This is a genomic window from Streptomyces sp. NBC_00045 (assembly GCF_045041095.1).
Lineage (GTDB): Bacteria > Actinomycetota > Actinomycetes > Streptomycetales > Streptomycetaceae > Streptomyces.
The window spans coordinates 2,156,511-2,180,795 of sequence record NZ_CP108271.1 but is presented as its reverse complement, the minus strand read 5'-3'; the positions used below and the strand labels follow the sequence as shown (position 1 = coordinate 2,180,795).

Genomic DNA, 24,285 nt, shown 5'->3' with positions numbered 1-24,285 from the left:
ACGGAGGGGGAGGCTGGGGCGACGGCGGCACCACGGTGGCCGCGACGCCGGGGCGGGCCGGGGAGGGGACGTCCGGAACGCGTGGTTGCTGAGCCGGAGTTGGTCATTCCGGCCACCGGCAAGGGGGCCGCTCCCCTTCGCGGGCAGTTCAGCCGCCGTTCACGTGCGGGCGGGAGCGTGAGCGCCGACGACCGCACGACAGGCGCACCACCTCCCCACCCCTGGAGACCCGATGCCGCTCAGCCGTAGAGACTTCACCGCCCGCACCGTCATCGCCGGCGCGGGAGTCGCGCTCACCGGCACGGTCGGGGCCCTCGCCACCGCCCCGGGAGCGCTGGCGGCCGACGACGGCACCCTGCGCGACGAGCACGGCCGCCCCTGCGAGCCCGGATACGGCCCGCTCCTGTCGGACCCGGCCGGACTGCTCGCCCTCCCCGCCGGGTTCAGCTACCGCGTGATCACCCACAGCGGTGTCACCAGCCTCGACTCCGGCGAGTCCACCCCGTCCAACCACGACGGCACGGCCGCCTTCGAGGGCCACCGCGGAGTCACCCTCCTCGTCAACAACCACGAGCTCAAGGGCAAGCGGGAGGCCTGGGCCCACCCCGTCCCGCTCACCGAGGGCCTCGTCTACGACCCGGCCGCGGCCGGCGGCTGCACGGTCGTCGAGGTCCGCCGCGGCGGCGAGGTCGCCGAATGGGTGGGCATCGCCGGTACGTCCACCAACTGCGCGGGCGGAGCCACCCCCTGGGACACCTGGTTGACCTGCGAGGAGACCGAGGACCTGGCCGGCAAGAACGGGATGACCAAGGACCACGGTTACGTGTTCGAGGTCGACCCGCACGACCGCCGCGCCAACCGCGACCCGAAGCCGATCAAGGCCTTCGGCCGGTACGCCCACGAGGCAGTGGTCATCGACCCGCGCCAGGGCCACGCCTACCTGACCGAGGACGCCTCCGGCCCCAACGGGCTGCTCTACCGCTGGACCCCGCCGAGCGGCTTCCGCCACGGGCGCGGCAAGCTCCGTACCCTCGCGGCCGACGCCGGCGTGCTGGCCGCCGCCAAGTGCTTCGACGGCGCGGGCCGGTTCGTGGACGACCTCTCGCGCGCGACGGACATCGGCACGGTCTACGGCGTCGACTGGGTGACCGTGCCGGACCGCGATGCGCGGACGCTGTCCGTGCGCAAGCAGTTCGGGGACGGCGCGGTGACCCGTGCCCGCAAGCTGGAGGGCATGTGGTGGGCCGACGGCGGCACGTACTTCGTCTCCTCGTACGCCCGTGAGGAGAGCCCGGGCACGGCCCACGACGGCCAGGTGTGGTTCTACGACCCGAAGCGGCGCACGATCCGGTTGACGGTCGTGCTCGGGGTGAACGCCGACCCGGCCAAGGACGGTTCCTTCGACGGCCCCGACAACATCACGGTCTCTCCGTACGGCGGCCTGGTGATCGCCGAGGACGGCAGCGGGCTGCAACACCTGTTCGGCGCCACCGAGTCCGGGCGCACGTACCCGCTGGCGCGCAACGAGCTGAACCTGGGGACGGCGCAGGAGCCGGAGTACTCCGAGTTCACGGGGGTCTGCTTCTCCCCGGACGGGCGCACGCTGTACGCCAACATCCAGGAGCCCGGCATCATGCTGGCCATCACCGGTCCGTGGCGGCGCGCACACTGATGCCCGGAGGTCGGTACGCACGAGCGACGGCCGGCACCACGATCGACGGCTGCGCCGCCGCCCGTTCACTGGGCGGCGGCGACCTCGGCGATCTCGGCGCGACTGGCGGCGGCCCATTCCTCCAGCAGGAACTCATACGCCTCGGAGGGCCACTCGTCGTCCACCCGGGTCTCGACGAGGTGCCGTATCGCCTCGTTCGCCTCTGCGGCGGACGGGCGGGCGGGACCCACGGGCCGGAGTGTGGTGTACATGCTTTCAAGGCTACGGGCGGGCACTGACAGTCACGTCCGGATTAAGGGTGGAATCCATCACCTCGGCCCGGGGGCTCGCCGGTCATCGTGGCTCCACGTGCCCGCCCACCTGCTCAGAGTGTCTGGGAGCCGGGCTTGACCATCCCGCGCACTGTGCGGGACTTCACAAACTCGCCGATGGCCGTCATCTCCCATTCGCCCGAGAACTGGCGGATCAGCTTGGCCATCATGACCCCGGTCTGGGGTTCGGCGCTGGTGAGGTCGAAGCGCACCAGCTCCTCCCCGCTCGCCGCGTCGATCAGGCGGCAGTAGGCCTTGGCCACCTCGGTGAACTTCTGGCCGGAGAACGAGTTGACCGTGAAGACCAGTCCGGTGGCGTCGGCGGGCAGCCGCCCGAGGTCCACGACGATCACCTCGTCGTCCCCGGCGCCCTCACCGGTGAGGTTGTCGCCCGAGTGCTTGACGGCACCGCCCAGGATGGACAGCTTGCCGAAGTAGCAGCTGTCGATGTGGTTGCGGTCCGGCCCGTACGCGATCACGGACGCGTCGAGGTCGATGTCCCGGCCGCGGAACGCCGGCTCCCAGCCCAGGCCCATCTTGACCTGGGAGAGCAGCGGGCGGCCGTTCTTGACGAGCGACACCGTCTGGTTCTTCTGGAGGCTGACCCGACCCTTGTCGAGGTTGATCTTCCCGGCGCCGGCGGCCGCCGGCGGCGCCGCGACGGACGGGGCCGGGGCTGCCGGGGGCGCCGACGGCGTCGTGGGGAACGCGGGCGCTGCCGGGGTTGCCGGGGCACTCGGCCAGGAGGAGGCGGACGGCGCGGACGGGGCCGCAGGAGCCTGCGGGGCCGCTGCGGGCGGCGGGGGGTCCTCGTCCACGGAGACCCCGAAGTCGGTCGCGATCCCGGCGAGGCCGTTCGCGTACCCCTGGCCGACCGCGCGCACCTTCCACACGCCGCCGCGCTGGTAGACCTCGACGACCACGAGCGCGGTCTCGGTACCCAGCTGCGGCGGGGTGAAGGTGGCGATCACCGCGCCGCTCTCCGCATGCCGCACGGTGGCGGTGGGCTCGATGCCCTGGAACGTCTGACCCGCGGCGTCGGGACTGGCCGTGACCACGATCCGCTCGATGCCCGGCGGCAGCGCCCCCGTGTCCACGGTGATCGAGTCCGGCGCCGCCCCGCCGCCCGACCGGTAGCTGACACCGGGCCCGGACGGCTGGTTGTAGAAGATGAAGTCGGCGTCGGAACGCACCTTGCCGTCCGCCGCGAGGAGGAGTCCCGATACGTCGAGCCGCACCGGGGCAGCCACGTCCACCGTCACACGGACGGTATTGAGCGGCAGGTTGGAACCTGGGGTCATAGCGGTCATGCCGGGAGAACGACCGGAGGCGCTTTGCCGTTCCCTTACCCTCGCGAGAGATTTCAGCGCCGGTTGCGGGGGTGGTTCTTCGCCGTCCGCTCGTTGCCGAACTTGTACGCGCCGGTCCAGCGGGCCATCACCAGCTGCGCGTCGCCGGACTCCACCTCGGCGAGGAACTTCTCCGCCCGACCGCCGCGCAGGGTGCTCGCGGCCCGGCCCTGGTGCGTGATGACGACGCTCTGGTCGCCGCGCTGTTCGTACGTGAATCCGTGGGGTCTCGGCATGACCGGCAGCCTGCCGGTCGGGGGCCGGGCGGGCAACGGATTTACGGGGCCCGGGGCCGGGGTCCGGGGTCGTGGCCGGGGTCGTGGCCGGGCCTTGGGGCCGGGCCCTGGTCGGCGGCCCGGTCCCGGCCCGGACGCGGGGGCCTCAGCCGCCGGTGACGCGGCGCGGCAACCCCAGCGGGTTCCCCTCGCGCAGCTCCGCCGGAAGCAGCGGGTCCGGCACCGACTGGTAGGCCACGGGCCGCAGCCAGCGCTCGATGGCGGTCCCGCCGACCGACGTGGAGTGCGAGGTCGCCGCCGGGTACGGACCGCCGTGGTGCTGGGCCGGCGCCACCGCGACGCCGGTCGGCCAGCCGTTGACCACGATCCGCCCCGCCAGCGCCGTGACCTGCGCGATCAGCTCTGCCGCCGGGCCCGGACCACCCTCGGCCTCGGCCGCGGACAGCTGGAGCGTGGCGCTCAGGTTCCCGGGGAGCAGCCCGAGCACCGACCCCGCCTCGCCCTGGTCGGCGTACCGGACGACCACGGTCACCGGTCCGAAGCACTCCTCCAGCAGCACCTCGTACGCGCCGCCCTCCAGGAGCAGCCCGGCCGGGACGGTCAGGTACCCCGCGCCGACGGTGTGTTCGCCGCCGGAGCCGGGCGTGACGGGAGCGCTCACGCCGGGCAGGGCGGCACGCTCGCCCACGCCGGAGACGAAGTTCTCGCGCATGCGGTGGTCGAGCAGGACCCCCGGCTCCGTTTCGCCCAGCGCCTTCGTCAGCGCCCCGGTGAGCCGGTCGCCGTCCGAGCCCGCGGGGACGAGGACCAGGCCCGGCTTGACGCAGAACTGGCCGACCCCGAGGGTGACCGAACCCGCGAGCCCGGCGGCGATCTCCTCGGCGCGCTCGGCGGCGGCCGCGGGCGTGACCACGACGGGGTTGAGGGAGCCGAGCTCGCCGTGGAACGGGATGGGTACGGGCCGGGCGGCGGCCGCGTCGAACAGTGCCCGCCCGCCCCGGATGGAACCGGTGAATCCCGCGGCGGAGACGAGCGGGTGGCGGATCAGCTCCAGGCCCGCGTCGAACCCGTGGACGACGGCCACCACTCCGGCCGGCAGCCCGACCGCCACGGCCGCGCGGCGCAGCAGCGAGGCGCACAGCTCGGAGGTGGCCGGATGGTCGGGGTGCGCCTTGACGACCACCGGGCAGCCGGCGGCGAGCGCGCTCGCGGTGTCCCCGCCGGGGACGGAGAAGGCGAGCGGGAAGTTCGAGGCCGCGTAGACCGCGACCACGCCCAGCGGCACCTTGTAGCGGCGCAGCTCGGGGCGCGGCGGGACGGCGCCCGCATCGGCGTGGTCGATGCGGATGTCGAGGTACGAGCCCTCGTCGACGGCGTCGGCGAAGGCCCGCAGCTGGCCGGTGGTGCGGGCGAGTTCGCCGGTGAGCCGGCCCGGCCCGAGGGCGGTCTCGGCGTCGGCGGCCTCGATGACGTGGGCCGCGGCCTCGTCGAGCAGGTCGGCGGCCGTGCGCAGGAAGGCCGCGCGGGCGGTGCGGTCGGCGAGCGCACCGCGCGCCGCGTGGGCGGCACGCACCGCTTCGTCCACCTCGCCGGATGTGGCTTCCACCGCAACCTGTTCGCGCTGCTTCCCGGTGCGGGGGTCCACACTCCAGACTGGTGTTGCTGCCATGGCGCACTGCCTCCTGGATCTGCCCTGACCCGCGCGGTGGCGTTCAGTATTGTGAACGCCGTTCCGATGGATGAATGATCACATCCGTTCCGGACTCTATTTCCGGGTCTTCCGCGTTGACAAGAGACAAGAGGGGCAAAAGGCGAATGACCACAGCCGAGTCGGTGAGCCCACAGAGCCCGGACAGCCTGGCGGGCGGGGGGCCGGGAGCGCCGGCGGCCGTCAAATCCGCCGTCCGTACGGTGCTGTTGCTGGAGCACTTCGCGGCGCGGCCCGGACTGCACAGCCTGGCCGACATCCAGCACGACCTCTCGCTGCCCAAGTCCAGCCTCTACATGCTGCTGCGCACGCTGGTGAACCTGGGGTGGGTGGAGACGGACGCGACGGGCACGCGGTACGGAATCGGCGTACGGGCCCTGCTCGTCGGCAGCTCCTACATCGACGGGGACGAGGTCGTCGCCGCGGCCCGGCCCACCCTGGACCGGCTCTCCGACGACACCACCGAGACCATCCACCTGGCCCGGATGGACGGCACGAGCGTCGTCTACCTGGCCACCCGCCAGTCCCAGCACTACCTGAGGCCGTTCACCCGCGTCGGCCGGCGGCTGCCCGTGCACTCGACCGCGCTGGGCAAGGCGCTGCTGGCGACCCACTCCGACCAGGAGGTGCGGGCGCTGCTGCCGCGGCGGTTGGAGGCGGTCACCGAGCACACGATCACCGACCGGGAGCAGCTCGTGGAGGAGCTGGCGCTGGTACGGGAGCAGGGCTACGCGGTGGACCGGGAGGAGAACACCCTCGGGCTGCGCTGCTTCGGGGTGGCGGTGCCGTACCGGACGCCGGCCCGGGACGCGGTGAGCTGCTCGGTGCCGGTGGCCCGGCTGACGGCGGGCCACGAGCAGCGGATCAAGGCGGCCCTGTTCGAGGCGCGGGACCGGCTGTCGGTGGCGACCCGTCGCATGTGAGGCGGTGGACGGGGGCGGGGCCTCCCCCGTGCGGGGGAGACGGTTCACCTTCGTGGGGGAGGTGGCGGGGCGGCGCGGACGCGACCGTTGAGTCATGACCACACGAGCGGTGCAGACGAACGAGACGGCGACGGGCGCGGTGGCGCGGTCGATGGCCGCCGGCCGGGAGGCCGGGGGCGGGGCCGCGATCGGGGTCGGGCCCCGTGCCGGAACCGGGATCGGGACCGGGCGCAGGGTCCTGCGAGTGGCGGCCCTGGTGGCCACCTTGCCGTACCTGTGCCTCAAGGGCGGCCTGGGTGGCGGGGAGCCGCATCGGGATACCGGACGGCAGTGTGCTGCTGGAGCCCGGGATGTTCTTCAAAGCGGCGAACGCGATCACGATGGCCATGGACGCGGCCGTCATGGTCCTGGTGTTGGTGTTCACCCGGCCCTGGGGCAGACGGGTGCCGTCCTGGCTGCTGACCGTCCCGGTCTTCTTCGCCACCGGACTGCTCGCCCTGATCGTCGTGGCCTTTCCGGCCCAACTCCTCCTGGGGGCCGTGGGACTGGGGCCGGACGCGGTCGCGCAGGCGGCGAAGGAGCCCTTCCTCGACCCGTGGGTGTTCAACGTCGTCTACGGCGGTTTCATCGTGCAGGCCATTGCCCTGGCCGGGCTGTTCGTCCCCTATGCGCGGGAGCGCTGGGGCAGCCGGTGGCAGGGCGTCCAGGGCGAGCGGCTGCCGTCACCCACGGGGGTGGTGGCGGCAGCCGCGTCGGTGTCGGCCGTGATCGTGGCGGCGATGCACCTCATCTGGGCCTTCGGGGGCACGGCCGGGCTGAGCGCCTCGCAGATATCGCAGTTCAGTCCCCAGACCGGCGCGGTGTACGCCACCCACGGGATATGCGTACTGGCCGCGGGGGCGGGCGCGGTGAACCTGGCACGGGGCGGGACCGGGCAGGCCCGGTGGGCGCTGGCCGTCGCCTGGATCGGGGCTGCCGAGGCGGTGGGTTGGGGCCTGTGGCTACTGGTCTCCACGATGGGCGTCACCGATCCCGCGAAGGAGGTCACCACCGTGATGGTCCTGACCTACGCTGGCCAAACGATCACCGGCCTGCTGGCCGCATTCGTGCTGGCCCGGTTCCTCGCCTCACGCCGCCGCACCGGGTGACGCGGAGCGACGCGAGGGGGACGGGCCGGTGGGCGACGGTCAAGGTGGGGGCCGCGGTGTACGGGGGGCGAGGGGATGGGTGCGGGGACGCGGGCCGGTGTGGGCCGGCTGCTGGGGGCGCGGGCCCGGCTGCGCTGGGTGCACCTGATCCTCGGCGGGGCACTGCTGATGCCGTACTTCCTGCTCGCCCAGGTGGTGGTCGCCGTCTGGTCCGGCCGGGGCAACGTCTTCGGCTCCACCGCGCTGACCCTCGCCTCGTACGGGCTGTCCCTGCCGCTGGTCGCGGTGACCGGTCTGTTCGGGCTCGTCCGACCGATGTCGGCCGGCGCCGTACGGGCCCTGTGCGGGGTGCCGGGGGAGCGGCTGGCCGAGGGACCGGCCCGGTCCTGGGCGGCCCGGGGGCGGACCTCGGCCTGGTGGACCCTGCACCTCGGGGTCGGCGCGGTGATCAGCGGGATGAGTCTCGCGGTACCGCCCATGGCGGTGGCGCTGATCGCGCTGCCGGTCGTGAGCAGGCTGCGGAACAGCCCCTTGGGGCTGGACTGGTTCAGCACCGGCGCCGCGCCGTACACCGCCCCGCTGCTGGGGATCGGGATGCTGGGCGGCCTCGTCCTGAGCGCCGCCGGCGCCGGGGCGCTGCTGGCCCGGACGGCACCCGTCCTGCTCGGGCCGACCGGGGCGGACCGGCTGGCCGCGGCCGAGGAGCGGGCCGCCGACCTGGCCGTGCGCAACCGGCTGGCCCGAGAGCTGCACGACGCGGTCGGGCACGCCCTGAGCGCCGTCACCCTCCAGGCGGTCGCCGCCCGACGGGTGCTCGACAGCGACCCCGCGTTCGTACGGGAGGCGCTGGCGGCGATCGAGGACACCACCCGGCGGACGGTGGGCGAGCTCGACGCCGTCCTCGGCCTGCTGCGGGACGGCGACCCGGCCCGCCCCGACGCCGCACCCGCTCCGACCCTCGCCGCCGACCTCGACGCACTGCTGGCCCGCACCCGGGCCGCCGGGACCACTGTCACCGCCCACCAGGACCCCGGACCGGCCGGGAACTGGGCGCAGCTCCCTGCCATCGCCTCCCGCGAGGCCTTCCGGATCGTCCAGGAGGGCCTGAGCAACGCCCTGCGCCACGGAACGGGCCCCGTCGAGCTGCGGATCGCCGTACGGGACAAGAACAACAGCGCAGGCAGTACCGACCGCGAACTGGAGATCACCATGACCAATCCGCCGGGCACCGCCGACGGGCGGCAGCCCCGCACCACCGGGGGCCGCGGGCTGCACGGCGCCGCGGAGCGGGCCACCCTGCTCGGCGGCCGGGTCGAGGCGGGCCCGCACCGGGAGCTGTGGCGGCTGCGGGCCGTCCTCCCGCTCGGCGGAGGTTCCCGATGACCGCCGCGGGCCGGCCGCCGCTGCGCATCGTGCTCGCCGACGACGAGCGCATGGTCCGCACCGCCCTGCGGGTCATCCTCGAAGCCGAACCCGACCTGGAGGTCGTCGGTGAGGCGGCCTCCGGTTCCGAAGCCGTTCCACTGGTCCGCTCCCTGGCCCCCGACGTGGTGCTGATGGACGTCCGGATGCCCGAGATCGACGGCATTCGGGCCACCGAGCAGATCATCGCCACCATGCCCGAGCCGCCCCGGATCGTGGTCGTCACCACCTTCGAGAACGACGCGTACGTCTACGACGCGCTGCGCGCGGGCGCCGCCGGGTTCCTCCTGAAGCGCGCCGACCCCGACGAGCTCATCGGCGCGGTCCGCCTCGTCTCCCGCGGAGACTGCCTGCTCTTCCCGGCGGCCGTCCGCTCCCTGGCGGTGTCGCACGCGCCCGGCGCCGCGGGCCCCGCCGCCTGGGTGGCCCGGCTCACCGACCGGGAAGCCGACGTGCTGCGCCTGATGGCCACCGGACTGTCCAACCACGAGATGAGCGAGCGCCTCGGCGTCGGCCCCCAGACGGTCAAGTCGCACGTCGCCGCGGTCCTCTCCAAGACCGGCTCGCGCGACCGTACCCAGGCGGTCATCGCGGCCTACGAGGGCGGCTTCATGAAGAAAGGCTGAGAACCCCGCCACAATCGGGGCAGAGCGGAACGCCCGGGAGCCTTGGGACGTCCTTCTGGGGGATGAACAAGACGATCAGGCGTGCGTCGGTCTTCTGTCTGCTCCTGGTGCTGGCCCTTTTGGTGCGGGTCACCTGGGTGCAGGCCTACCAAGGCCAGGCGCTCGCAGACAACGAGAACAACCGACGGAACCTCATCGGGCAGTACGAGAACCCGCTGGGCAACATCATCGTGGGCGGGGAGGCGATCACCGGCTCGGTGAAGACGGGCGGGAAGGACTTCGGCTACAAGCGCACCTACGTCGACGGTCCTCTCTACGCGCCGATCACCGGCTACAGCTCCCAGGCCTTCGGCACGAGCATGCTGGAGGGCGTCTACAAGAAGATCCTCAACGGGTCCGACGACCGGCTCAAGACCGTGATGGACATGCTCACCAACAAGCGGGCCGCGCCGGGCGACGTGCTGACGACCATCGACAAGGGCGTGCAGAAGGCCGCGTACGACGCGCTCCAGGGCAAGCAGGGCTCCGCCGTCGCCATCGACCCGGCGACCGGCGAGATCCTCGCCATCGTGAACAACCCCTCCTACGATCCGGGCACCATCACGGGCGCCAACGACAACGCAGCCTGGGAGAAGTTGATCGAGGACAAGGGCAAGGCCATGGAGAACGTGGCCCTGCGCAAGCCGCAGGCGCCGGGCTCCACCTTCAAGCTGGTCACCCTGGCGGCGGCCATCGAGAACGGCCTGGTCACCAACCTCGACACGCCGACCGGCACCCCGGACCCGTACACGATCCCCGGAACCCGGACCCTGCTGCCCAGCGAGGCGGGATCCGCCGCCTGCAACAACGCCTCGCCGCGCACCGCCCTGCGGCTGTCCTGCAACAACGTCTTCGCCGAGCTCGCGCACAAGCTCGGCCAGGACAAGATGCGGGCGATGGCCGAGAAGCTCGGCTTCAACACGGAGACGGCGACGCCCGTCACCGCCCGCCCGGCGAGCAAGTACCCGACGCAGAAGATGTCGGTCGACCAGGTCGCGCAGACGGGTATCGGCCAGTTCGACGTGCAGGCCACCCCGCTCCAGATGGCGATGGTGACCGCCGCGATCGAGAACGGTGGCAAGCTCGTCGCCCCGCACTCGGTGTCCGAGGTCACCGACGCGAACGGCAACGTGCTGGAGAGCTTCAAGAACCCGAAGTCCGAGCAGGTCATGAACGCCAAGACCGCGTCGATGCTCCAGGACGCCATGCGGACGGTCGCTACCGAGGGCGGCGGCAAGCCCGCGCAGGTGGCGGGCGCCGAGGTGGGCGGCAAGACCGGTACCGCGCAGCGCGGCGTGAACAACAGCCTGCCGCCGCTGGCCTGGTTCACCTCGTACGGCAAGTCGGGAGGCAAGCAGATCGCGGTTGCCGTGGTGATCGAGAACTCGGACACCGACCGCTCCGAGATCGGGGGAGGCAAGCTCGCCGCTCCCATCGCCCAGAAGATGATGGAGGCGTGGCTGAAGAAGTAGCGGCGCCGGTAGCCCTACGACGCGCCGGGAACCGACACGGTTCTCGGCGCGTTTCCATGTCCATGATCAGGACCGCGCAACCCGCAGACCTCGATGCCATAGCGGCCCTCCACACCCGGGCCCGGTCCACTTATTACCGCGGCCGCGTCCCCGAGCAGGCGCACGCCGCCCGCGAGGGCTGGTCGAGGGCGGTCGCACGGGCCACGACCGACGGCGGGGTGCTGTGCGCGGAGCAGGACGGGGAGCTCAGGGGGGTGGCGGCCTTCCGCACGGCGGACGGCGAGACCACCCTCACCCAGTTACACGTCGACCCGGCCCACTGGCGCCGCGGCACCGGCGCCGCCCTGCACGCCGCCTGCGTCGACGCCTGGCTGCGCGCCGGCGTGGGCCGGGTCCGGCTGGAGGTCTACGAACACAACCTCCGGGCCCAGGCCTTCTACGCCCACCAAGGCTGGCGCCCGCCCGCCACGGGCCCCCTCCGCTCCGGCTCCCACCTCACCCTCTGGCTGAATCTCGGGGAATGAGACGCTCCGGTGGATGGTTGAAGGGGAAACCGTCCCGTCCCGGAACAAGGAGAGAAGAAGGATCATGCGCGTCGAGATCTGGAGCGACATCGCCTGCCCCTGGTGCTACATCGGCAAGGCCCGTTTCACGAAGGGGCTGGCCGAGTTCGCGCACCGTGACGAGGTCGAGGTCGTCTTCCGGTCCTTCGAGCTCGACCAGCACAGCCCCAAGGGCACGACGGCGCCGGTCCTGGAGATGCTCGCCAAGAAGTACGGCCGGACCCTTGAGGAGGCGCGCGGCATGGAGGAGCACGTCGCCGCCGCCGCCCGAGCCGAGGGGCTGACGTACCGCACCGAGGGCCGCGACCACGGGAACACCTTCGACGTCCACCGCCTGCTGCACCTGGCCGCCGCCCGCGGCCGCCAGGAGGAGCTGCTCGACCTCGCCTACCGGGCGAACTTCGCCGAGGAGCGGTCCGTCTTCGACCCCGAGGTGCTCGTCGCGCTCGCGGTGGAAGCCGGGTTGGACGAGGCGGAGGTGCGCGCCGTCCTCGCGGACGACTCGGCGTACGAGGCCGAGGTGCGGGCCGACGAGCGCGAGGCGGCGGAGCTCGGCGCCAACGCCGTGCCGTTCTTCGTGCTGGACCGCCGTTACGGGATCTCCGGCGGGCAGCCCGCCGAGGTGTTCACCCGGGCGCTGGAGCAGGCGTGGGCCGGCCGCGAGGTCGCGGAGCCCGCGCCGGCCGACGCCTGCGACCCCGCCGGCGCCTGCCCGGCCCCCCGCGCCTGACCCACCGGACCCCGGGGGCTCGGCTCCCGGGGTCCGTGGCCCCGTCGGACCCGGGGGTTACGGTGGCTACCGTCGTGGGCGGAACCCGCACGTGATCGACAGGAGGCCGACGTGGCCGAGACGACGGCGCCCGGGATGACGGTGGCCGAGGTGATGGCCGAGCTGGCCGCGCTGGAGGACCCGAAGGCCCGCGCGATCAACGAGAGGCACGGCGACGACCACGGCGTGAACCTCACCAAGCTGCGCGCGCTCGCGAAACGGCTGAAGACGCAACCGGAACTCGCGCGCCGGCTCTGGGAGACGGGCGACGGTGCGGCGCGACTGCTGGCGATCCTGATCTGCCGTCCGAAGGCGTTCGAGCGAGCCGAGCTGGACGCCATGCTGCGCGAGGCGCACACCCCCAAGGTGCACGACTGGCTCGTGAACTACGTGGTCAAGAAGAACCCGCACGCCGAAGAGCTGCGCTCGGCTTGGTTCGCCGATCCGGATCCGGTGGTCGCGAGCGCCGGCTGGGCGCTGACCACCGAACGCGTGGCGAAGCAGCCGGAGGGTCTCGACCTGGCAGGACTGCTCGACGTCATCGAGGCGGAGATGGCGGACGCCCCGGACCGGCTGCAGTGGGCGATGAACCACTGCCTGGCGCAGATCGGGATCGAGCACGCCGAGTACCGGGTCCGGGCCATGGAGATCGGTGAGCGGCTGGGGGTGCTCAAGGACTACCCGACGCCCCCGGGATGCACGTCTCCGTTCGCGCCGATCTGGATCACCGAGATGGTGCGCAGACGGGCTGCCGTGTCCGGGGGCGTAGCGGAGCCGCCGCCCCGCCCCGCCCCCGGACACGGCCCGGTGGGCCTAGCGGAGGGCTTCCGCCCAGGCCGATTCCGCCGCCGACAGGGCCTCGGCGGGGTCCGGGGCCGTGGGGAGGGCGCTCGACAGGGTCGTCAGGGCGGTCAGGACCGACGGGAGCGTCGCGGCCTGGCCGTAGTGGTTGACCCGGACCATCTCGCGGGCCAGCGCACCGCCGCCCGCCGCGAGGGGGGCCGTCGGGGCGGCGGCCAGGGCCTTGGCCACCACCAGCGAGGCGTTCGGCACGCGCAGCGTGGTCGCCACCGGGGCCGCCTCCGCGACCCGGCGGACGTACGGGGCGACGCCCAGGGTCACCGCGCCCGCGCGGGTCGCGGCCGCGGCGGCCGCGTGGCGGGCCGTCACCGCCGGCAGGCCCTCGGCCGCGATCCGGTCCAGGCAGGCCTCCAGCGCCAGCATCTCCAGCTGCGCCGGGGCGTGCGGGAGCGCCGTGCGGCCCGTGTCGATCCAGCGTTCCTTCCAGTCCAGGAGCGAGAGGTACGAGCGGCGCGGTGCGGCCGGGTTGTCCGCGAACCGGGCCCACGCCCGCTCCGAGACCGACACCGCCGAGACGCCCGCCGGGCCGCCCATCGCCTTCTGGGCGCCGATCACGCACAGGTCCACGCCCCACTCGTCGGGCAGCAGCGCCTCCGCGCCCACCGATGCCACCGCGTCCAGCATGAACAGGGCGCCGTGGGCCCGTACGGCCTCGCCGATCTCCGCGACCGGGTTGGTGTTGCCGGTCGCCGCCTCCGCGTGCACCAGCGAGACGAAGTCGATCTCCGGGTGCTCGGTCAGGGCCTCGGCCACCTGCGCACCGGTCACCGCCGTGTCGAACGGCACCGCGAGGTCCACCACCCGGGCCCCGGCGTCGCGCAGCCAGTTGCCGAAGGTGGTCCCGTACGGGCCGGTCACGATGTTCAGCGCCGTCGAACCGGGCCGCGCTCCCGAGCGGATGCAGCCCTCCAGCGGGAGCAGCGCCTCGCCCTGGGTGATCACCACGTCCTGGCGGGTGGAGAGGAGGTCCGCGACCCCCTGCTCGATCGACGCGAAGCGTTCCGCGGTGAGCGGCGGAAGGTCCAGGAGGGGGTGGGTCACGGTGCTGCTCTCTCTTCGTCCGCTGCGTCCCGGGGCTACCCGGGTCTACCCGCACGAGCGTACCGAGGCCGCACGTACAGTGCGGAACATGACCGATGACGTGCTGCATGTGAAGGGGCGTGTGCTCGTCGGATCCGACGACGCGCGCGACGAACTCTGGGTGGTGGGCGGCCGGATCTCGTACGAACGCCCGCACGGAGCCCGCGAGATCACCACGGTGTCCGGCTGGGCGCTGCCCGGCCTGGTCGACGCGCACTGCCACGTGGGGCTGGACGCCCACGGTCCGGTCGACGCGGAGACCGCCGAACGGCAGGCCCTGACCGACCGGGACGCCGGCACCCTCCTCATCCGCGACGCCGGATCGCCCTCCGACACCCGGTGGATCGACGACCGCGAGGACCTCCCGAAGATCATCCGGGCGGGCCGGCACATTGCCCGCCCCCGCCGCTACATCCGCAACTTCGCCCACGAGATCGAGCCGTCCGACCTCGTCGCGTACGTGGGCCGCGAGGCGCAGCGCGGCGACGGCTGGGTGAAGCTGGTGGGGGACTGGATCGACCGCGAGGTCGGGGACCTGGCGCCCTGCTGGCCGCGGGCGGAGGTCGAGGCGGCCATCGCCGAGGCGCACCGGCTGGGCGCCCGGGTCACCGCGCACTGCTTCGCGGAGGACTCGCTGCGCGACCTGGTCGAGGCGGGCATCGACTGCATCGAGCACGCCACCGGGCTCACGGAGGACACCATCCCGCTGTTCGCGGAGCGGGGGGTGGCGATCGTCCCGACGCTCGTGAACATCGCGACGTTCCCGAAGATGGCGGCGGGCGGCGAGACCAAGTTCCCGCGCTGGTCGGCGCACATGAGGCGGCTGCACGAGCGCCGGTACGACACCGTACGGGCCGCCTACGACGCGGGCATCGGTGTGTACGTCGGCACCGACGCGGGGGGTTCCCTCCCGCACGGCTTGGTCGCGGCGGAGGTCTCGGAGCTGGTGCGGGCCGGGATCCCGGCCCTGGAGGCCCTCTCGGCGACGACGTGGGCGGCACGCGAGTGGCTCGGCAGGCCGGGCCTGACCGAGGGGGCGCCGGCGGACCTGGTGGTCTACGACGCCGACCCGCGGGTCGACGTACGGGCACTGGCGCAGCCGCGGCGCGTGATCGTGAACGGCAAGGTCCGGGCCTGAGCGCAGGGTTGACGCACCGCGTGACGCCGGTGCCCCGGCCGTCGTTGTGAACGGCCGCCGGGGTCATCGGCGTCGGCGCATCGCCCTCTGTTGTGTGGCGAAAAAGAACTCCCGTTCCTCCTGATGCGCAGCTAATCGAATGCCTGCATGGAAACCACCCATTGGGGTGAACTCACCGCAGGTTGTCACCCGTTCACTCTCCGTGCGTAAAGATTCCCAGGGTTAGAGGCCGTCGGCGCGCGATGTCCCCCATTGGCGACGCGACGGCTCCCATCTCCCCGGGGGTTCCACCACCGTGAACAGCAACACCTTCCGCATGCCCGCAGCCGTCCTGCTCGCCACGGGAGCGGTCGCCCTGCTCACCGCCCCGCCCGCCTTCGCCACCGCAGGCGCCGGCTCCACCGGCGGCGGAGAGGGCAAGGCCGGTGCGGTCGTCCTGCGCGCCGGACTGGACGTGGGCCTGCTCAACAAGACCGTCGACGTGCCGCTGAAGACCACCCTCAACGAGGTCACCGCCCCGGCGACGGCCCAGAAGACCGCCCTGTCCGTGTCCCTGGACGGGGTCGAGGGAGGGCAGCCGGTGAGCGTGCTGCGCGCCGACGTGGCCACCTCCAAAGCCACCGCCGACAAGAACCGCGCCGAGGCGGAGGCCAACCTGACCAACGCCAAGGTGCACGTGCCGGGGCTGCCGCTGCTCTCCCTGATCCAGGTGGAGAACGTCACGTCCAAGGCCGTCTGCGAGGCGGGCAAGAAGCCCGTGGCCAGTTCGAACGTGCTGGGCGCCGTGACCGTGCTCGGCAAGAAGGTCACCCTCTCGGCCGGCGGCCCGACCAAGGTCGAGGTCCCCAAGGTCGGCATGGTCAGCCTGGAGCTCTCCGGCACCTCGACCACCTCCACCACGGCCGCCGCGGCCGCACTGCGGCTGAAGGTGGCCGTGAACCCGCTGGACCTCAACGTGGCACAGGTCGACGGCGAGGTCGTGCTCGCCGAGGCGCACTGCGAAGCCCCGACCGGGCCGGCCCCGGAGCCGTCGACGAAGCTCGACGTCAAGCCGCAGAGCGCCGCCTCGGGGACCGGGGCCGGCATCACCACCGACGCCAACCTGGCCGAGACCGGCGGCGGTTCGCCGGCGCCGTACGTCGCCGGCGGTGCGCTGGTCCTGCTCGGCATCGGCGCGACCGCGCTGGTCCTGACCCGGCGCGGCCGCACCTCGTAGCGGAGCCCGCGGCTCAGCGGGTGGCGTGCACCAGCCCCTGCTTGTCGGCTCCGCGCGACAGCACGGCGGCGCTGACCTGCTTGTCGACGTCGGCGTACGCGGACTGCTTGGCGGCGCCGAGCCCCGGGTCGGAGGCGGCGCAGGAAGCGCAGACGACGCGGAACGGCGGGTTCATGTCCGAGTACTGCGTGAGGTACTCGGCCTTGGTCACCTCCCAGCGGCCGGGGTGGGCGGCCGCCGGGGCGAAGGTGAAGCGTGGGATCGAGGACATGTTGCCGCGCGCCTTGTCGGCCTCGTAGAAGCTGGCGACCTGGTCGCCCATGCCGAAGACGACCCAGGTTCCGTTGATCTTCTCGTACGGCTGCGGGACGTGGTTGTGGGTGCCCAGGATCAGGTCGATGTCGGGGAGCCCGTCCGGGCCGCGCGAGGCCGTGAGCGCCTGTGCCACGTCGAGCTGCTGCTTGTCCGGGGCCGTCTGCCACTCGGTGCCCCAGTGGACGCTGAGGACGACGACGTTGGCGCCGGCCGCCCGGGCCGCGCGCGCGTCGGCGATCATCCGGTTCTGGTCGAGCAGGTTGATGGACCAGGGCTTGCCGGCCGGGACCGGGATGCCGTTCGTCCCGTACGTGTAGTCCAGCTGGGCGACCTTGGCGCCGCCGGCCGAGAGCACCGCCGGGGCCTTGGCTTCCTCGGCGCTGCGGGCCGATCCGACGTGCTTGATGCCGACCCGGTCCAGGTGCTCCAGGGTGCGGACGAGGCCGTCGTATCCGTCGTCCAGGGTGTGGTTCGAGCCGGTGGAGCAGCTGTCGTACCCGGCGTCCTTCAGGGCGTCGGCCAGCTGGTGCGGGGCCTTGAACGCGGGATATCCGGTGTAGGGGCCGCCGGGCCGGCCGTACGGTATCTCGTGGTGGCATATCGCCAGGTCGGCCGCGGCCACTTGGGGCTTGACCCCGGCGAATATCTTCCGGAAGTCGTGGCTCTGGCCGCTGCCCTGAGCGTCGTCCGCGGCCCGCTGGATGATCGACGGGTACGGGATGATGTCGCCCGTCGCCACCAGCGTGAACGGCTTGGCTCCGGCGGGCGTCGTCGGACTCGCCTTGCCCGCGCTCGCCTTGCCCTGGCCGGCCCCGGCCGCGAGCCGCTGCTCGCCGGCGTCCTTGCCGTGGTCGAGCAGGCTCGGCATGGCCAGGATCCCGCCGGCGACGACCGCCACCGCGACCGCCGCCAGGCCGGTTTTCGCTCTCGTGTTCATTTCCGGACCCCCCGGTGCTCCCCTGCTGATGCCGAGATCATCGCCTACCCCGGCCCGCCCCGCCAACGGAGCCAAAGCGTCCGGATATTCGCGGCGTTGCAGGTCAGAGAGGCCGGGTCAGCGAGCGGTCAGGGCCAGGGCGTGGTCGAGGGCTTGGAGGAGGCGGCCCGTCGTGACACGGTCCCGAACCGCCAGGCGGAGCCAGGAGTGGTCCAGGCCCGGGAAGGTGTCCCCGCGGCGGACCGCGAAGCCGAGGGCGCGCAGCCGGACGCGGACCTCCGCGGCGCCCGCCATCTGGACCAGGACGAACGGCCCGGCCGCCACCCCCGACACCGTGATCTCCTCGAACTCCGCGAGCCCCGCCAGCAGGTGCTCCCGGTCCACCGCCATCTGCCGGGCCGCGGCCTCCGCCTCCGCCAGCGCCGCCGGGGCCACGCAGGCCTCCGCCGCCACCAGCGCCGGCGTGGACACCGGCCACAGCGGCTGCGCGGCCGCCAGCTTCGCGATCACCTCGGGCTCGGCCAGCACGTAGCCGATCCGCAGCCCCGCCAGCCCCCACGTCTTGGTCAGGCTCCGCAGCACCACCAGACCCGGCACGTCCGTCCGCCCGGCCAGCGCCTCCCGCTCGCCCGGGACCGCGTCCATGAACGCCTCGTCCACGACCAGGATCCGGCCCGGCCGGGCCAGCGCGGCCAGAGTCGCCGCCGGGTGCAGGACGGACGTCGGGTTGGTCGGGTTGCCGACCACCACCAGGTCCGCGTCCTCGGGCACCGCCGCCGGGTCCAGCCGGAACCCGTCCGCCGCCCGCAACAGCACCCGCTCCACCGTGTGCCCCGCGTCGCGCAGGGCCGACTCCGGCTCCGTGAACTGCGGGTGCACCACCACCGGCCGCTGCGCGCCCAGGGCCCGCGCGATCAGCACGAACGCCTCCGCGGCCCCGGCCGTCAACAGCACCCGATCGGCCGGCAGCCCGTGCCGAGCCGCCACCGCCGCGCGGGCCGCCCGCCCGTCGGGGTATGCGGAAAGGGCGCCGAGCGAAGCCGCGATGCGCTGCTTGAGCCACTCCGGCGGGGTGTGCGCCCGTACGTTCACCGCGAGGTCCACCAGCGCGCCGCCGTCGCCGCGCACCTCCGCGTCCCCGTGATGGCGCAGGTCATGGGCCTGCGCGGTGGCCACGGCGCAGGTCGCCGCCACCGAGCGGCGCTTCGGCACGAGCAGTTCCCCGCCGCCCGCGAGCGCCGCGGCCTCCGCCACCGAGGAGGTACCGGCGGCGTCGCGCGCCGCATCGGAGGGGTGCGGTACGCAGATGCCGGCCAGCTCCTCGGCGGGATAGCTGAGCAGGGGCACGCCGAAACGTTCCGCCGCGCCGGTGATCCCCGCCTCGCCCGCCTTCGACTCCACCGTGGCCAGCGCCTTCACCGACCCGGTGGCCAGCCCGGCCCCCCGTAGCGTCTCCTCGACCAGGGCGCAGACCTCGGCCACGGACACCCCCGCGCGTCCGCCGACCCCGACCACCAGCTGTGTCGCGTACTCGCCCACCGGGCTCATGCCCCCTCCGTCGTCGTCAATGCTTCGTGACCCGCCGCCCGCGCGCAGACGTGCGCACACGGCGAGGAGTCGGTATCCAGGGGCGCATGGCCGTGATCGTGGCGTTGGGCGCGTTCTTGATGACCCTGGCGGGCGGATGGACGGCGCAGCGCGTCACCGACCGCCGCCACCTCGTGCTGGGCCTGGCCGGCGGGCTGATGCTCGGCGTCGTGGGCCTCGACCTGCTGCCGGAGTCGCTGCACGCGGCGGGTCGCGAGGTGTTCGGCGTCCCGCTCGCCCTGCTGCTCTTCGTGGCCGGGTTCCTGATCGCGCACGTCGTGGAGCGCCTGCTCGCGGTACGACAGGCTGCGCACGGCGCCGAGAACGGGGGCCGCGTCCCCGAGGTCGGCCTGACGGCGGCCGCGGCGATGGTCGGCCACAGCTTCGCCGACGGGGTCGCCCTGGGAGCGGCCTTCCAGGTGGGCGGCGGGATGGGCGTGGCCGTGTCGCTCGCCGTCATCACGCACGACTTCGCCGACGGGTTCAACACGTACACGCTCACCCGGCTGTACGGGAACGCCCGCCGCAAGGCCCTGATGATGCTCTTCGCGGACGCCGTGGCCCCCGTACTGGGCGCGGCGTCCACTGCGCTGTTCACCCTTCCGGAGGAACCCCTCGGGGCGTACCTCGGGTTCTTCGGCGGCGCCCTGCTGTACCTCGCGGCGGCCGAGATCCTTCCCGAGGCGCACCACAAGCACCCCGCCCTGTCCACGCTGATGTGCACGGTGGGGGGGGTGGCCGGGATCTGGCTGGTGGTGGGCCTCGCGGACTGAGCGGACTGGTGTCACGGGTGCGCTGCCGCCGCTTCCACGAAACGGTGGGCGACGGAGGGCTCCGCAGCCCAGTGCGTGTGCAGGTAGCTGGCGTGCACCCCCTGCCGTACGAAGCCCTCGACCCGGCGCTCGGGGTGCGTGAACCCCCAGGCGGGGGCGGCGCCGGCGCCGGGCTCGATCACCGTGCGGTGGAACTCGTGGCCGCGCAGCCGGGTACCGGCGGCGGCCAGGGCGCTGTCGGACACCGCGACGGCCTCGCGGTAGCCGAGGGTCAGGCGCTCCGACATCCGCGCGTCGGCGTCGAGGACCCCGCACATGGGCTTCCCGTCCAGCGACCGCGCGAGGTACAGCAGCCCTGCGCACTCGGCGGCGACGGGTCCGCCGTCCGCGGCGAAGCCCGCGACGGCCTTGCGCAGCGGCTCGTTGGCTGCGAGCTCCGGGGCGTACACCTCGGGGAACCCGCCGCCGATCACCAGGCCGGCGGTGCCGGGCGGGAGCGCCTCGTCCCGCAGCGGGTCGAAGGTGACGACCTCGGCCCCGGCGGCGGTGAGCAGCTCGGCGTGCTCGGCGTAGGAGAACGTGAACGCCGGTCCGCCCGCGACGGCGATGACGGGGCCGGGCAGGGCCCCGTTCCGGGAAGGGGCGGGGTGGGGGACCAGGGCCCCTGCCGGGTCCCAGGCCTCGCAGGCCAATGCCGGCGCCGTGCGGGCCAGGGCCAGCAGGGCCTCCAGATCGCAGCCCGCGCGGACCTGGTCCGCCAGCGCCGCGACGGAGGACAACGCATCGGCGCGCCGCTCGGCAACGGGGACCAGCCCCAGGTGCCGCGACGGCGCAGCCACCTGCGGGGCCCGCCGCAGCACACCGAGGACCGGCATCCCGGCCTCCTCCAGCGCCTCCCGGAGCATCGCCTCGTGCCGGTCGGAGCCCACCTTGTTCAGGATCACGCCGCCGAGGCGCACCTGCGGGTCGAACGACGCGAAGCCGTGCACCAGCGCGGCCACCGACCGCGACTGCGACGAGGCGTCGACCACCAGCACCACCGGCGCCCGCAGCAGCTTCGCGACGTGCGCCGTCGACGCCAGCTCACCGCGCCCCGCGGCCCCGTCGTAGAGGCCCATCACGCCCTCGACGACCGCCAGATCGCAGCCGGCGGCGCCGTGCGCGAACAGCGGAGCGACCAGCTCCGGCCCGCACATGAAGGCGTCCAGGTTGCGCCCCGGGCGACCCGTGGCCAGCGCGTGGTAGCCGGGGTCGATGTAATCGGGCCCGGCCTTGTGCGGGGACACGGCGAGGCCGCGCTCCGCGAAGGCCGCCATCAGGCCCGTCGCGACGGTGGTCTTGCCGCTGCCGGAGGACGGCGCGGCAATGACCAGTCGCGGAATGTGGAGCGATGTCACCACTCGATGCCCTTCTGGCCCTTCTGGCCCGCGTCCATCGGGTGCTTGACCTTGGTCATCTCGGTCACCAGGTCCGCGAACTCCACCAGCTTCTCGGGCGCGTTGCGCCCCGTGATCACCACGTGCTGGGTGCCGGGACGGTTCCGGAGCACCTCGATGACCTCGTCGACGTCGATCCACCCCCAGTGCATCGGGTACGCGAACTCGTCGAGCACGTACAGCTTGTGCGTCTCGGCCGCCAGGTCGCGCTTGACCTGCTCCCAGCCCTCCTTGGCCGCCTGCTCGTTGTCGAGCTGCGCGTCCCGCTGGACCCAGGACCAGCCCTCGCCCATCTTGTGCCAGACGACGGAGCCGCCCTCGCCGGAGGCCCCGAGCACCTTGAGCGCGTTCTCCTCGCCGACCTTCCACTTCGCCGACTTGACGAACTGGAACACCCCGATCGGCCAGCCCTGGTTCCAGGCGCGCAGCGCCAGCCCGAAGGCCGCCGTCGACTTGCCCTTGCCCGGGCCGGTGTGGACGAACACGAGCGGGCGGTTACGGCGCTGACGCGTCGTGAGTCCGTCGTCCGGAACGACGGTCGGCTGTCCCTGCGGCATTACGCGGCCCTCCTGGTGCTGCTGTGGGGTGATGCACTGGATGTCACTGAGGTACGTACGTTCTTCACGAGCCCGGCCAGTGAATCGGCCCGCAGCCCGTCGAGGGTCACGGCGGGCCCGCCCAGGTCGGCGGCGAGCGCCCCCGCCAGGCCCAGCCGGACCGGCCCGGACTCGCAGTCCACGACCACCGAGGCGATCCCCTGGGCGGCCAGCAGCCGGGCACTGCGCCCCGACAGCTCGCGCGGGTCACCGCCGACGGCCCCGGCCGAAGTGGCCCGCCCGTCGGTGACGACGACCAGCAGCGGGCGGCGCGAGGGGTCCCGCAGCCGCTCGATCCGCAGCACCTCGTGGGCCTTGAGCAGGCCCGGTCCGAGGGGGGTGCGGCCGCCGGTCGGCAGCTTCTCCAGCCGGGCGGCGGCCGCCTCCACCGAGGAGGTGGGAGGCAGCGCCAGTTCGGCACCCGTGCCGCGGAAAGTGATCAGGCCGACCTTGTCCCGGCGCTGGTAGGCGTCCAGCAGCAGCGAGAGCACCGCGCCCTTGACCGCGCTCATGCGCTGCCGGGCGGCCATCGAGCCGGAGGCGTCGACGCAGAACAGCACGAGGTTGCCCTCGCGGCCCTCCCGGGTGGCCTGCCGCAGATCGTCCTTGCGGATCACCAGACCGCGCCCGGCGCGGCCGCGCGCCTTCTGGTGCGGGGCGGCGGCGTGCACGGTAGCCGCGAGGTGCAGCTTCGTCAGCTGGCCCCGGGGGCGCTGGGCACCGGTGGTGCGGCCGTGCGCGGTGCGGGCCCGCGAACGGCGCCCGGCCGCTCCCTCGCCGAGGCCCGGCACGCTGAGCACCTTGGTCCGGAACGGCTCGGCGGCCCCGACGGCGGCCTGCTCGGCGCCGTCGGCTCCGCCCCGGGGGGCGGAGGGCTCCGGTTCGGTGGCCTCCCGGTCCTCGGGGGCCGTCCCGTCGGGCGCGTCGGGGGCATCGGGGGCGTGGCCGGTCTCGGGCCCGCCGTTCTGCGGAGGCACTCCGCCGCCGTCCCCGTCGGGACCGCCGCCGTCGTCCGGACCCTCGGGCTCCGGGTCGGGCTCGGGTTCCGGCTCCTCGTCGGGGAAGCGGTCCAGGATCTCGTCGAGCTTGTCCTCGTCCAGGCCGGGCGCGTCGAAGGGGTTGCGCCGGCGCCGGTGGGGGAGGGCCAGCAGGGCGGCCTGCCGGACGTCCTCCTTGCGCACGGAGGTCCGTCCCGCCCAGGCCGCCAGCGCGGTCGCGGTACGGGCCATCACGATGTCGGCGCGCATGCCGTCGACCTCGAACCCGGCGCAGGTGGCGGCGATCTGCAGCAGCGCAGTGTCACCCAACACCACCTGTGGGAGCAGGGCACGGGCGGCCACGACCCGGCCGCGCACCTCCTGCTCGTCCCCGGCCCAGCGGCTCGCGAAGCCCGCGGGATCGTCCTCGTACGCGAGCCGGCGGCGCACCACCTCGACGCGCTGCGCGGGCTCCCGGGAGGCGGCGACCTCCACGGTCAGCCCGAACCGGTCGAGCAACTGCGGCCGCAGCTCACCCTCTTCGGGGTTCATGGTGCCGACGAGCAGGAAGCGGGCGGCGTGCCGGACGGAGACGCCCTCGCGCTCCACGTAGGAGGCGCCCATGGCGGCGGCGTCGAGGAGAACGTCCACCAAGTGGTCATGGAGGAGGTTGACTTCATCGACGTACAGGATGCCGCGGTGCGCGTCGGCCAGCAGGCCGGGCTCGAAGGCCTTCACGCCCTCCGAGAGGGCCCGCTCGATGTCGAGGGCGCCGACGAGCCGGTCCTCGGAGGCGCCGACCGGCAGCTCCACCATGCGCGCGGGACGGGCGGCACCGGGGCCGGGCTCGTGCGGGCCGTCGGGGCAGGCCGGATCCGGCGCGCCGGGCGCGCAGGAGAACCGGCAGCCGGGGACGACGTCCACCTGCGGCAGCAGCGCCGACAGGGCGCGCACGGCGGTGGACTTGGCGGTCCCCTTCTCGCCGCGCACGAGCACGCCGCCGACCGCGGGGCTCACGGCGTTGAGCAGGAGCGCCAGCCGCAGGTCGTCCTGACCGACCACCGCTGTGAACGGGAAGTGGGTGATGCTCATCCGCTGTTCGCTCCTTCGAGGGGCTCGTGCCGACGCACG

21 protein-coding genes and 1 pseudogene are annotated in these 24,285 nt (G+C 73.5%); 12 read left to right on the top strand and 10 right to left on the bottom strand.

Annotation, left to right across the window (positions count from 1 at the left end):
- The first annotated feature begins 232 nt into the window (after window positions 1-232).
- On the top strand, window positions 233-1,672 hold the full coding sequence (locus OHA65_RS10320) for an alkaline phosphatase PhoX (RefSeq protein WP_329313158.1): 1,440 nt from the start codon (window positions 233-235) through the stop codon (window positions 1,670-1,672).
- A gap of 65 nt (window positions 1,673-1,737) precedes the next feature.
- On the opposite strand, the gene OHA65_RS10315 is transcribed toward OHA65_RS10320, so the two are convergent.
- The 4 genes from OHA65_RS10315 to OHA65_RS10300 form a co-directional block, all read right to left on the bottom strand.
- Window positions 1,738-1,923, bottom strand: a complete 186-nt coding sequence (locus OHA65_RS10315; protein WP_327282830.1) for a hypothetical protein — start codon at window positions 1,921-1,923, stop codon at window positions 1,738-1,740.
- A gap of 113 nt (window positions 1,924-2,036) precedes the next feature.
- On the bottom strand, window positions 2,037-3,284 hold the full coding sequence (locus tag OHA65_RS10310) for a TerD family protein (RefSeq protein WP_329316342.1): 1,248 nt from the start codon (window positions 3,282-3,284) through the stop codon (window positions 2,037-2,039).
- A 62-nt stretch (window positions 3,285-3,346) separates the two neighbouring features.
- A complete protein-coding gene (locus OHA65_RS10305) occupies window positions 3,347-3,568 on the bottom strand; it encodes a hypothetical protein (protein WP_327282828.1) in 222 nt (73 codons plus the stop codon).
- Between the two features lie 145 nt (window positions 3,569-3,713).
- The gene (locus OHA65_RS10300; protein WP_327282827.1) at window positions 3,714-5,237 is read right to left on the bottom strand and encodes an aldehyde dehydrogenase (NADP(+)); all 1,524 of its coding nucleotides are present in this window, start codon (window positions 5,235-5,237) and stop codon (window positions 3,714-3,716) included.
- Window positions 5,238-5,383: 146 nt separating this feature from the next.
- On the opposite strand from OHA65_RS10300, the gene OHA65_RS10295 reads away from it, so the two are divergent.
- The 8 genes and pseudogenes from OHA65_RS10295 to OHA65_RS10260 all read left to right on the top strand — a co-directional run.
- Window positions 5,384-6,199, top strand: coding sequence for an IclR family transcriptional regulator (locus OHA65_RS10295; RefSeq protein WP_327282826.1), 816 nt, complete (start codon window positions 5,384-5,386; stop codon window positions 6,197-6,199).
- Between the two features lie 296 nt (window positions 6,200-6,495).
- Window positions 6,496-7,347, top strand: coding sequence for a hypothetical protein (locus OHA65_RS10290; protein ID WP_405761764.1), 852 nt, complete (start codon window positions 6,496-6,498; stop codon window positions 7,345-7,347).
- Between the two features lie 75 nt (window positions 7,348-7,422).
- Window positions 7,423-8,730 (top strand): histidine kinase, encoded by a 1,308-nt coding sequence (locus OHA65_RS10285; protein WP_329313154.1) that lies wholly within the window; start codon window positions 7,423-7,425, stop codon window positions 8,728-8,730.
- Window positions 8,727-9,395 (top strand): response regulator transcription factor, encoded by a 669-nt coding sequence (locus OHA65_RS10280; protein ID WP_327282823.1) that lies wholly within the window; start codon window positions 8,727-8,729, stop codon window positions 9,393-9,395. Before OHA65_RS10285 ends, OHA65_RS10280 begins: the two co-directional genes overlap by 4 nt.
- 62 nt (window positions 9,396-9,457) lie before the next feature.
- The gene (locus tag OHA65_RS10275) at window positions 9,458-10,906 is read left to right on the top strand and encodes a penicillin-binding protein 2 (protein ID WP_327282822.1); all 1,449 of its coding nucleotides are present in this window, start codon (window positions 9,458-9,460) and stop codon (window positions 10,904-10,906) included.
- Between the two features lie 62 nt (window positions 10,907-10,968).
- Entirely contained in the window at window positions 10,969-11,430 is a 462-nt protein-coding gene (locus tag OHA65_RS10270; RefSeq protein ID WP_371646805.1) for an N-acetyltransferase family protein, read from the top strand.
- 64 nt (window positions 11,431-11,494) lie between these two features.
- A complete protein-coding gene (locus OHA65_RS10265) occupies window positions 11,495-12,199 on the top strand; it encodes a DsbA family oxidoreductase (protein WP_371646510.1) in 705 nt (234 codons plus the stop codon).
- A gap of 135 nt (window positions 12,200-12,334) precedes the next feature.
- Window positions 12,335-12,985, top strand: a pseudogene (locus OHA65_RS10260) (DNA alkylation repair protein); the annotation flags it as partial.
- A 66-nt stretch (window positions 12,986-13,051) separates the two neighbouring features.
- Here the strand turns inward: OHA65_RS10260 and OHA65_RS10255 are convergent.
- Window positions 13,052-14,140, bottom strand: coding sequence for an aminotransferase class V-fold PLP-dependent enzyme (locus OHA65_RS10255; RefSeq protein WP_329313150.1), 1,089 nt, complete (start codon window positions 14,138-14,140; stop codon window positions 13,052-13,054).
- Between the two features lie 88 nt (window positions 14,141-14,228).
- Here OHA65_RS10255 and OHA65_RS10250 point away from each other — a divergent pair, with 88 nt between their 5' ends.
- Window positions 14,229-15,317 (top strand): amidohydrolase family protein, encoded by a 1,089-nt coding sequence (locus OHA65_RS10250; protein ID WP_371646507.1) that lies wholly within the window; start codon window positions 14,229-14,231, stop codon window positions 15,315-15,317.
- 295 nt (window positions 15,318-15,612) lie between these two features.
- Window positions 15,613-16,533, top strand: coding sequence for an SCO1860 family LAETG-anchored protein (locus tag OHA65_RS10245; RefSeq protein ID WP_405755467.1), 921 nt, complete (start codon window positions 15,613-15,615; stop codon window positions 16,531-16,533).
- 13 nt (window positions 16,534-16,546) lie between these two features.
- Here OHA65_RS10245 and OHA65_RS10240 read toward each other — a convergent pair whose 3' ends face one another.
- Window positions 16,547-17,785, bottom strand: coding sequence for a CapA family protein (locus tag OHA65_RS10240; protein ID WP_405761762.1), 1,239 nt, complete (start codon window positions 17,783-17,785; stop codon window positions 16,547-16,549).
- 117 nt (window positions 17,786-17,902) lie between these two features.
- Window positions 17,903-19,333 (bottom strand): Rv2231c family pyridoxal phosphate-dependent protein CobC, encoded by a 1,431-nt coding sequence (gene cobC, locus OHA65_RS10235; protein ID WP_327282815.1) that lies wholly within the window; start codon window positions 19,331-19,333, stop codon window positions 17,903-17,905.
- Between the two features lie 86 nt (window positions 19,334-19,419).
- Between cobC and OHA65_RS10230 the strand changes: the two genes are divergently transcribed.
- Window positions 19,420-20,145 (top strand): ZIP family metal transporter, encoded by a 726-nt coding sequence (locus tag OHA65_RS10230; protein WP_327282814.1) that lies wholly within the window; start codon window positions 19,420-19,422, stop codon window positions 20,143-20,145.
- A gap of 11 nt (window positions 20,146-20,156) precedes the next feature.
- Here the strand turns inward: OHA65_RS10230 and OHA65_RS10225 are convergent, their stop codons facing one another.
- The 3 genes from OHA65_RS10225 to OHA65_RS10215 are packed head-to-tail and all read right to left on the bottom strand — an operon-like array spanning window position 20,157 to window position 24,246.
- The gene (locus OHA65_RS10225) at window positions 20,157-21,545 is read right to left on the bottom strand and encodes a cobyrinate a,c-diamide synthase (protein WP_371646502.1); all 1,389 of its coding nucleotides are present in this window, start codon (window positions 21,543-21,545) and stop codon (window positions 20,157-20,159) included.
- Complete coding sequence (gene cobO, locus OHA65_RS10220) at window positions 21,539-22,138, bottom strand: cob(I)yrinic acid a,c-diamide adenosyltransferase (protein WP_054222705.1); 600 nt, start codon at window positions 22,136-22,138, stop codon at window positions 21,539-21,541. The genes OHA65_RS10225 and cobO overlap by 7 nt, the downstream gene beginning before the upstream one ends.
- Window positions 22,138-24,246, bottom strand: a complete 2,109-nt coding sequence (locus OHA65_RS10215; protein ID WP_405755461.1) for a putative cobaltochelatase — start codon at window positions 24,244-24,246, stop codon at window positions 22,138-22,140. Before OHA65_RS10215 ends, cobO begins: the two co-directional genes overlap by 1 nt.
- Window positions 24,247-24,285 lie beyond the last annotated feature (39 nt).

Coding starts and splice junctions, on each gene's coding strand:
- OHA65_RS10320 (WP_329313158.1), top strand. CDS start 233: ATGCCGCTCAGCCGTAGAGACTTCACCGCCCGCACCGTCATCGCCGGC.
- OHA65_RS10315 (WP_327282830.1), bottom strand. CDS start 1,923: ATGTACACCACACTCCGGCCCGTGGGTCCCGCCCGCCCGTCCGCCGCA.
- OHA65_RS10310 (WP_329316342.1), bottom strand. CDS start 3,284: ATGACCCCAGGTTCCAACCTGCCGCTCAATACCGTCCGTGTGACGGTG.
- OHA65_RS10305 (WP_327282828.1), bottom strand. CDS start 3,568: ATGCCGAGACCCCACGGATTCACGTACGAACAGCGCGGCGACCAGAGC.
- OHA65_RS10300 (WP_327282827.1), bottom strand. CDS start 5,237: ATGGCAGCAACACCAGTCTGGAGTGTGGACCCCCGCACCGGGAAGCAG.
- OHA65_RS10295 (WP_327282826.1), top strand. CDS start 5,384: ATGACCACAGCCGAGTCGGTGAGCCCACAGAGCCCGGACAGCCTGGCG.
- OHA65_RS10285 (WP_329313154.1), top strand. CDS start 7,423: ATGGGTGCGGGGACGCGGGCCGGTGTGGGCCGGCTGCTGGGGGCGCGG.
- OHA65_RS10280 (WP_327282823.1), top strand. CDS start 8,727: ATGACCGCCGCGGGCCGGCCGCCGCTGCGCATCGTGCTCGCCGACGAC.
- OHA65_RS10275 (WP_327282822.1), top strand. CDS start 9,458: ATGAACAAGACGATCAGGCGTGCGTCGGTCTTCTGTCTGCTCCTGGTG.
- OHA65_RS10270 (WP_371646805.1), top strand. CDS start 10,969: ATGATCAGGACCGCGCAACCCGCAGACCTCGATGCCATAGCGGCCCTC.
- OHA65_RS10265 (WP_371646510.1), top strand. CDS start 11,495: ATGCGCGTCGAGATCTGGAGCGACATCGCCTGCCCCTGGTGCTACATC.
- OHA65_RS10250 (WP_371646507.1), top strand. CDS start 14,229: ATGACCGATGACGTGCTGCATGTGAAGGGGCGTGTGCTCGTCGGATCC.
- OHA65_RS10240 (WP_405761762.1), bottom strand. CDS start 17,785: ATGAACACGAGAGCGAAAACCGGCCTGGCGGCGGTCGCGGTGGCGGTC.
- cobC (WP_327282815.1), bottom strand. CDS start 19,333: ATGAGCCCGGTGGGCGAGTACGCGACACAGCTGGTGGTCGGGGTCGGC.
- OHA65_RS10230 (WP_327282814.1), top strand. CDS start 19,420: ATGGCCGTGATCGTGGCGTTGGGCGCGTTCTTGATGACCCTGGCGGGC.
- cobO (WP_054222705.1), bottom strand. CDS start 22,138: ATGCCGCAGGGACAGCCGACCGTCGTTCCGGACGACGGACTCACGACG.
- OHA65_RS10215 (WP_405755461.1), bottom strand. CDS start 24,246: ATGAGCATCACCCACTTCCCGTTCACAGCGGTGGTCGGTCAGGACGAC.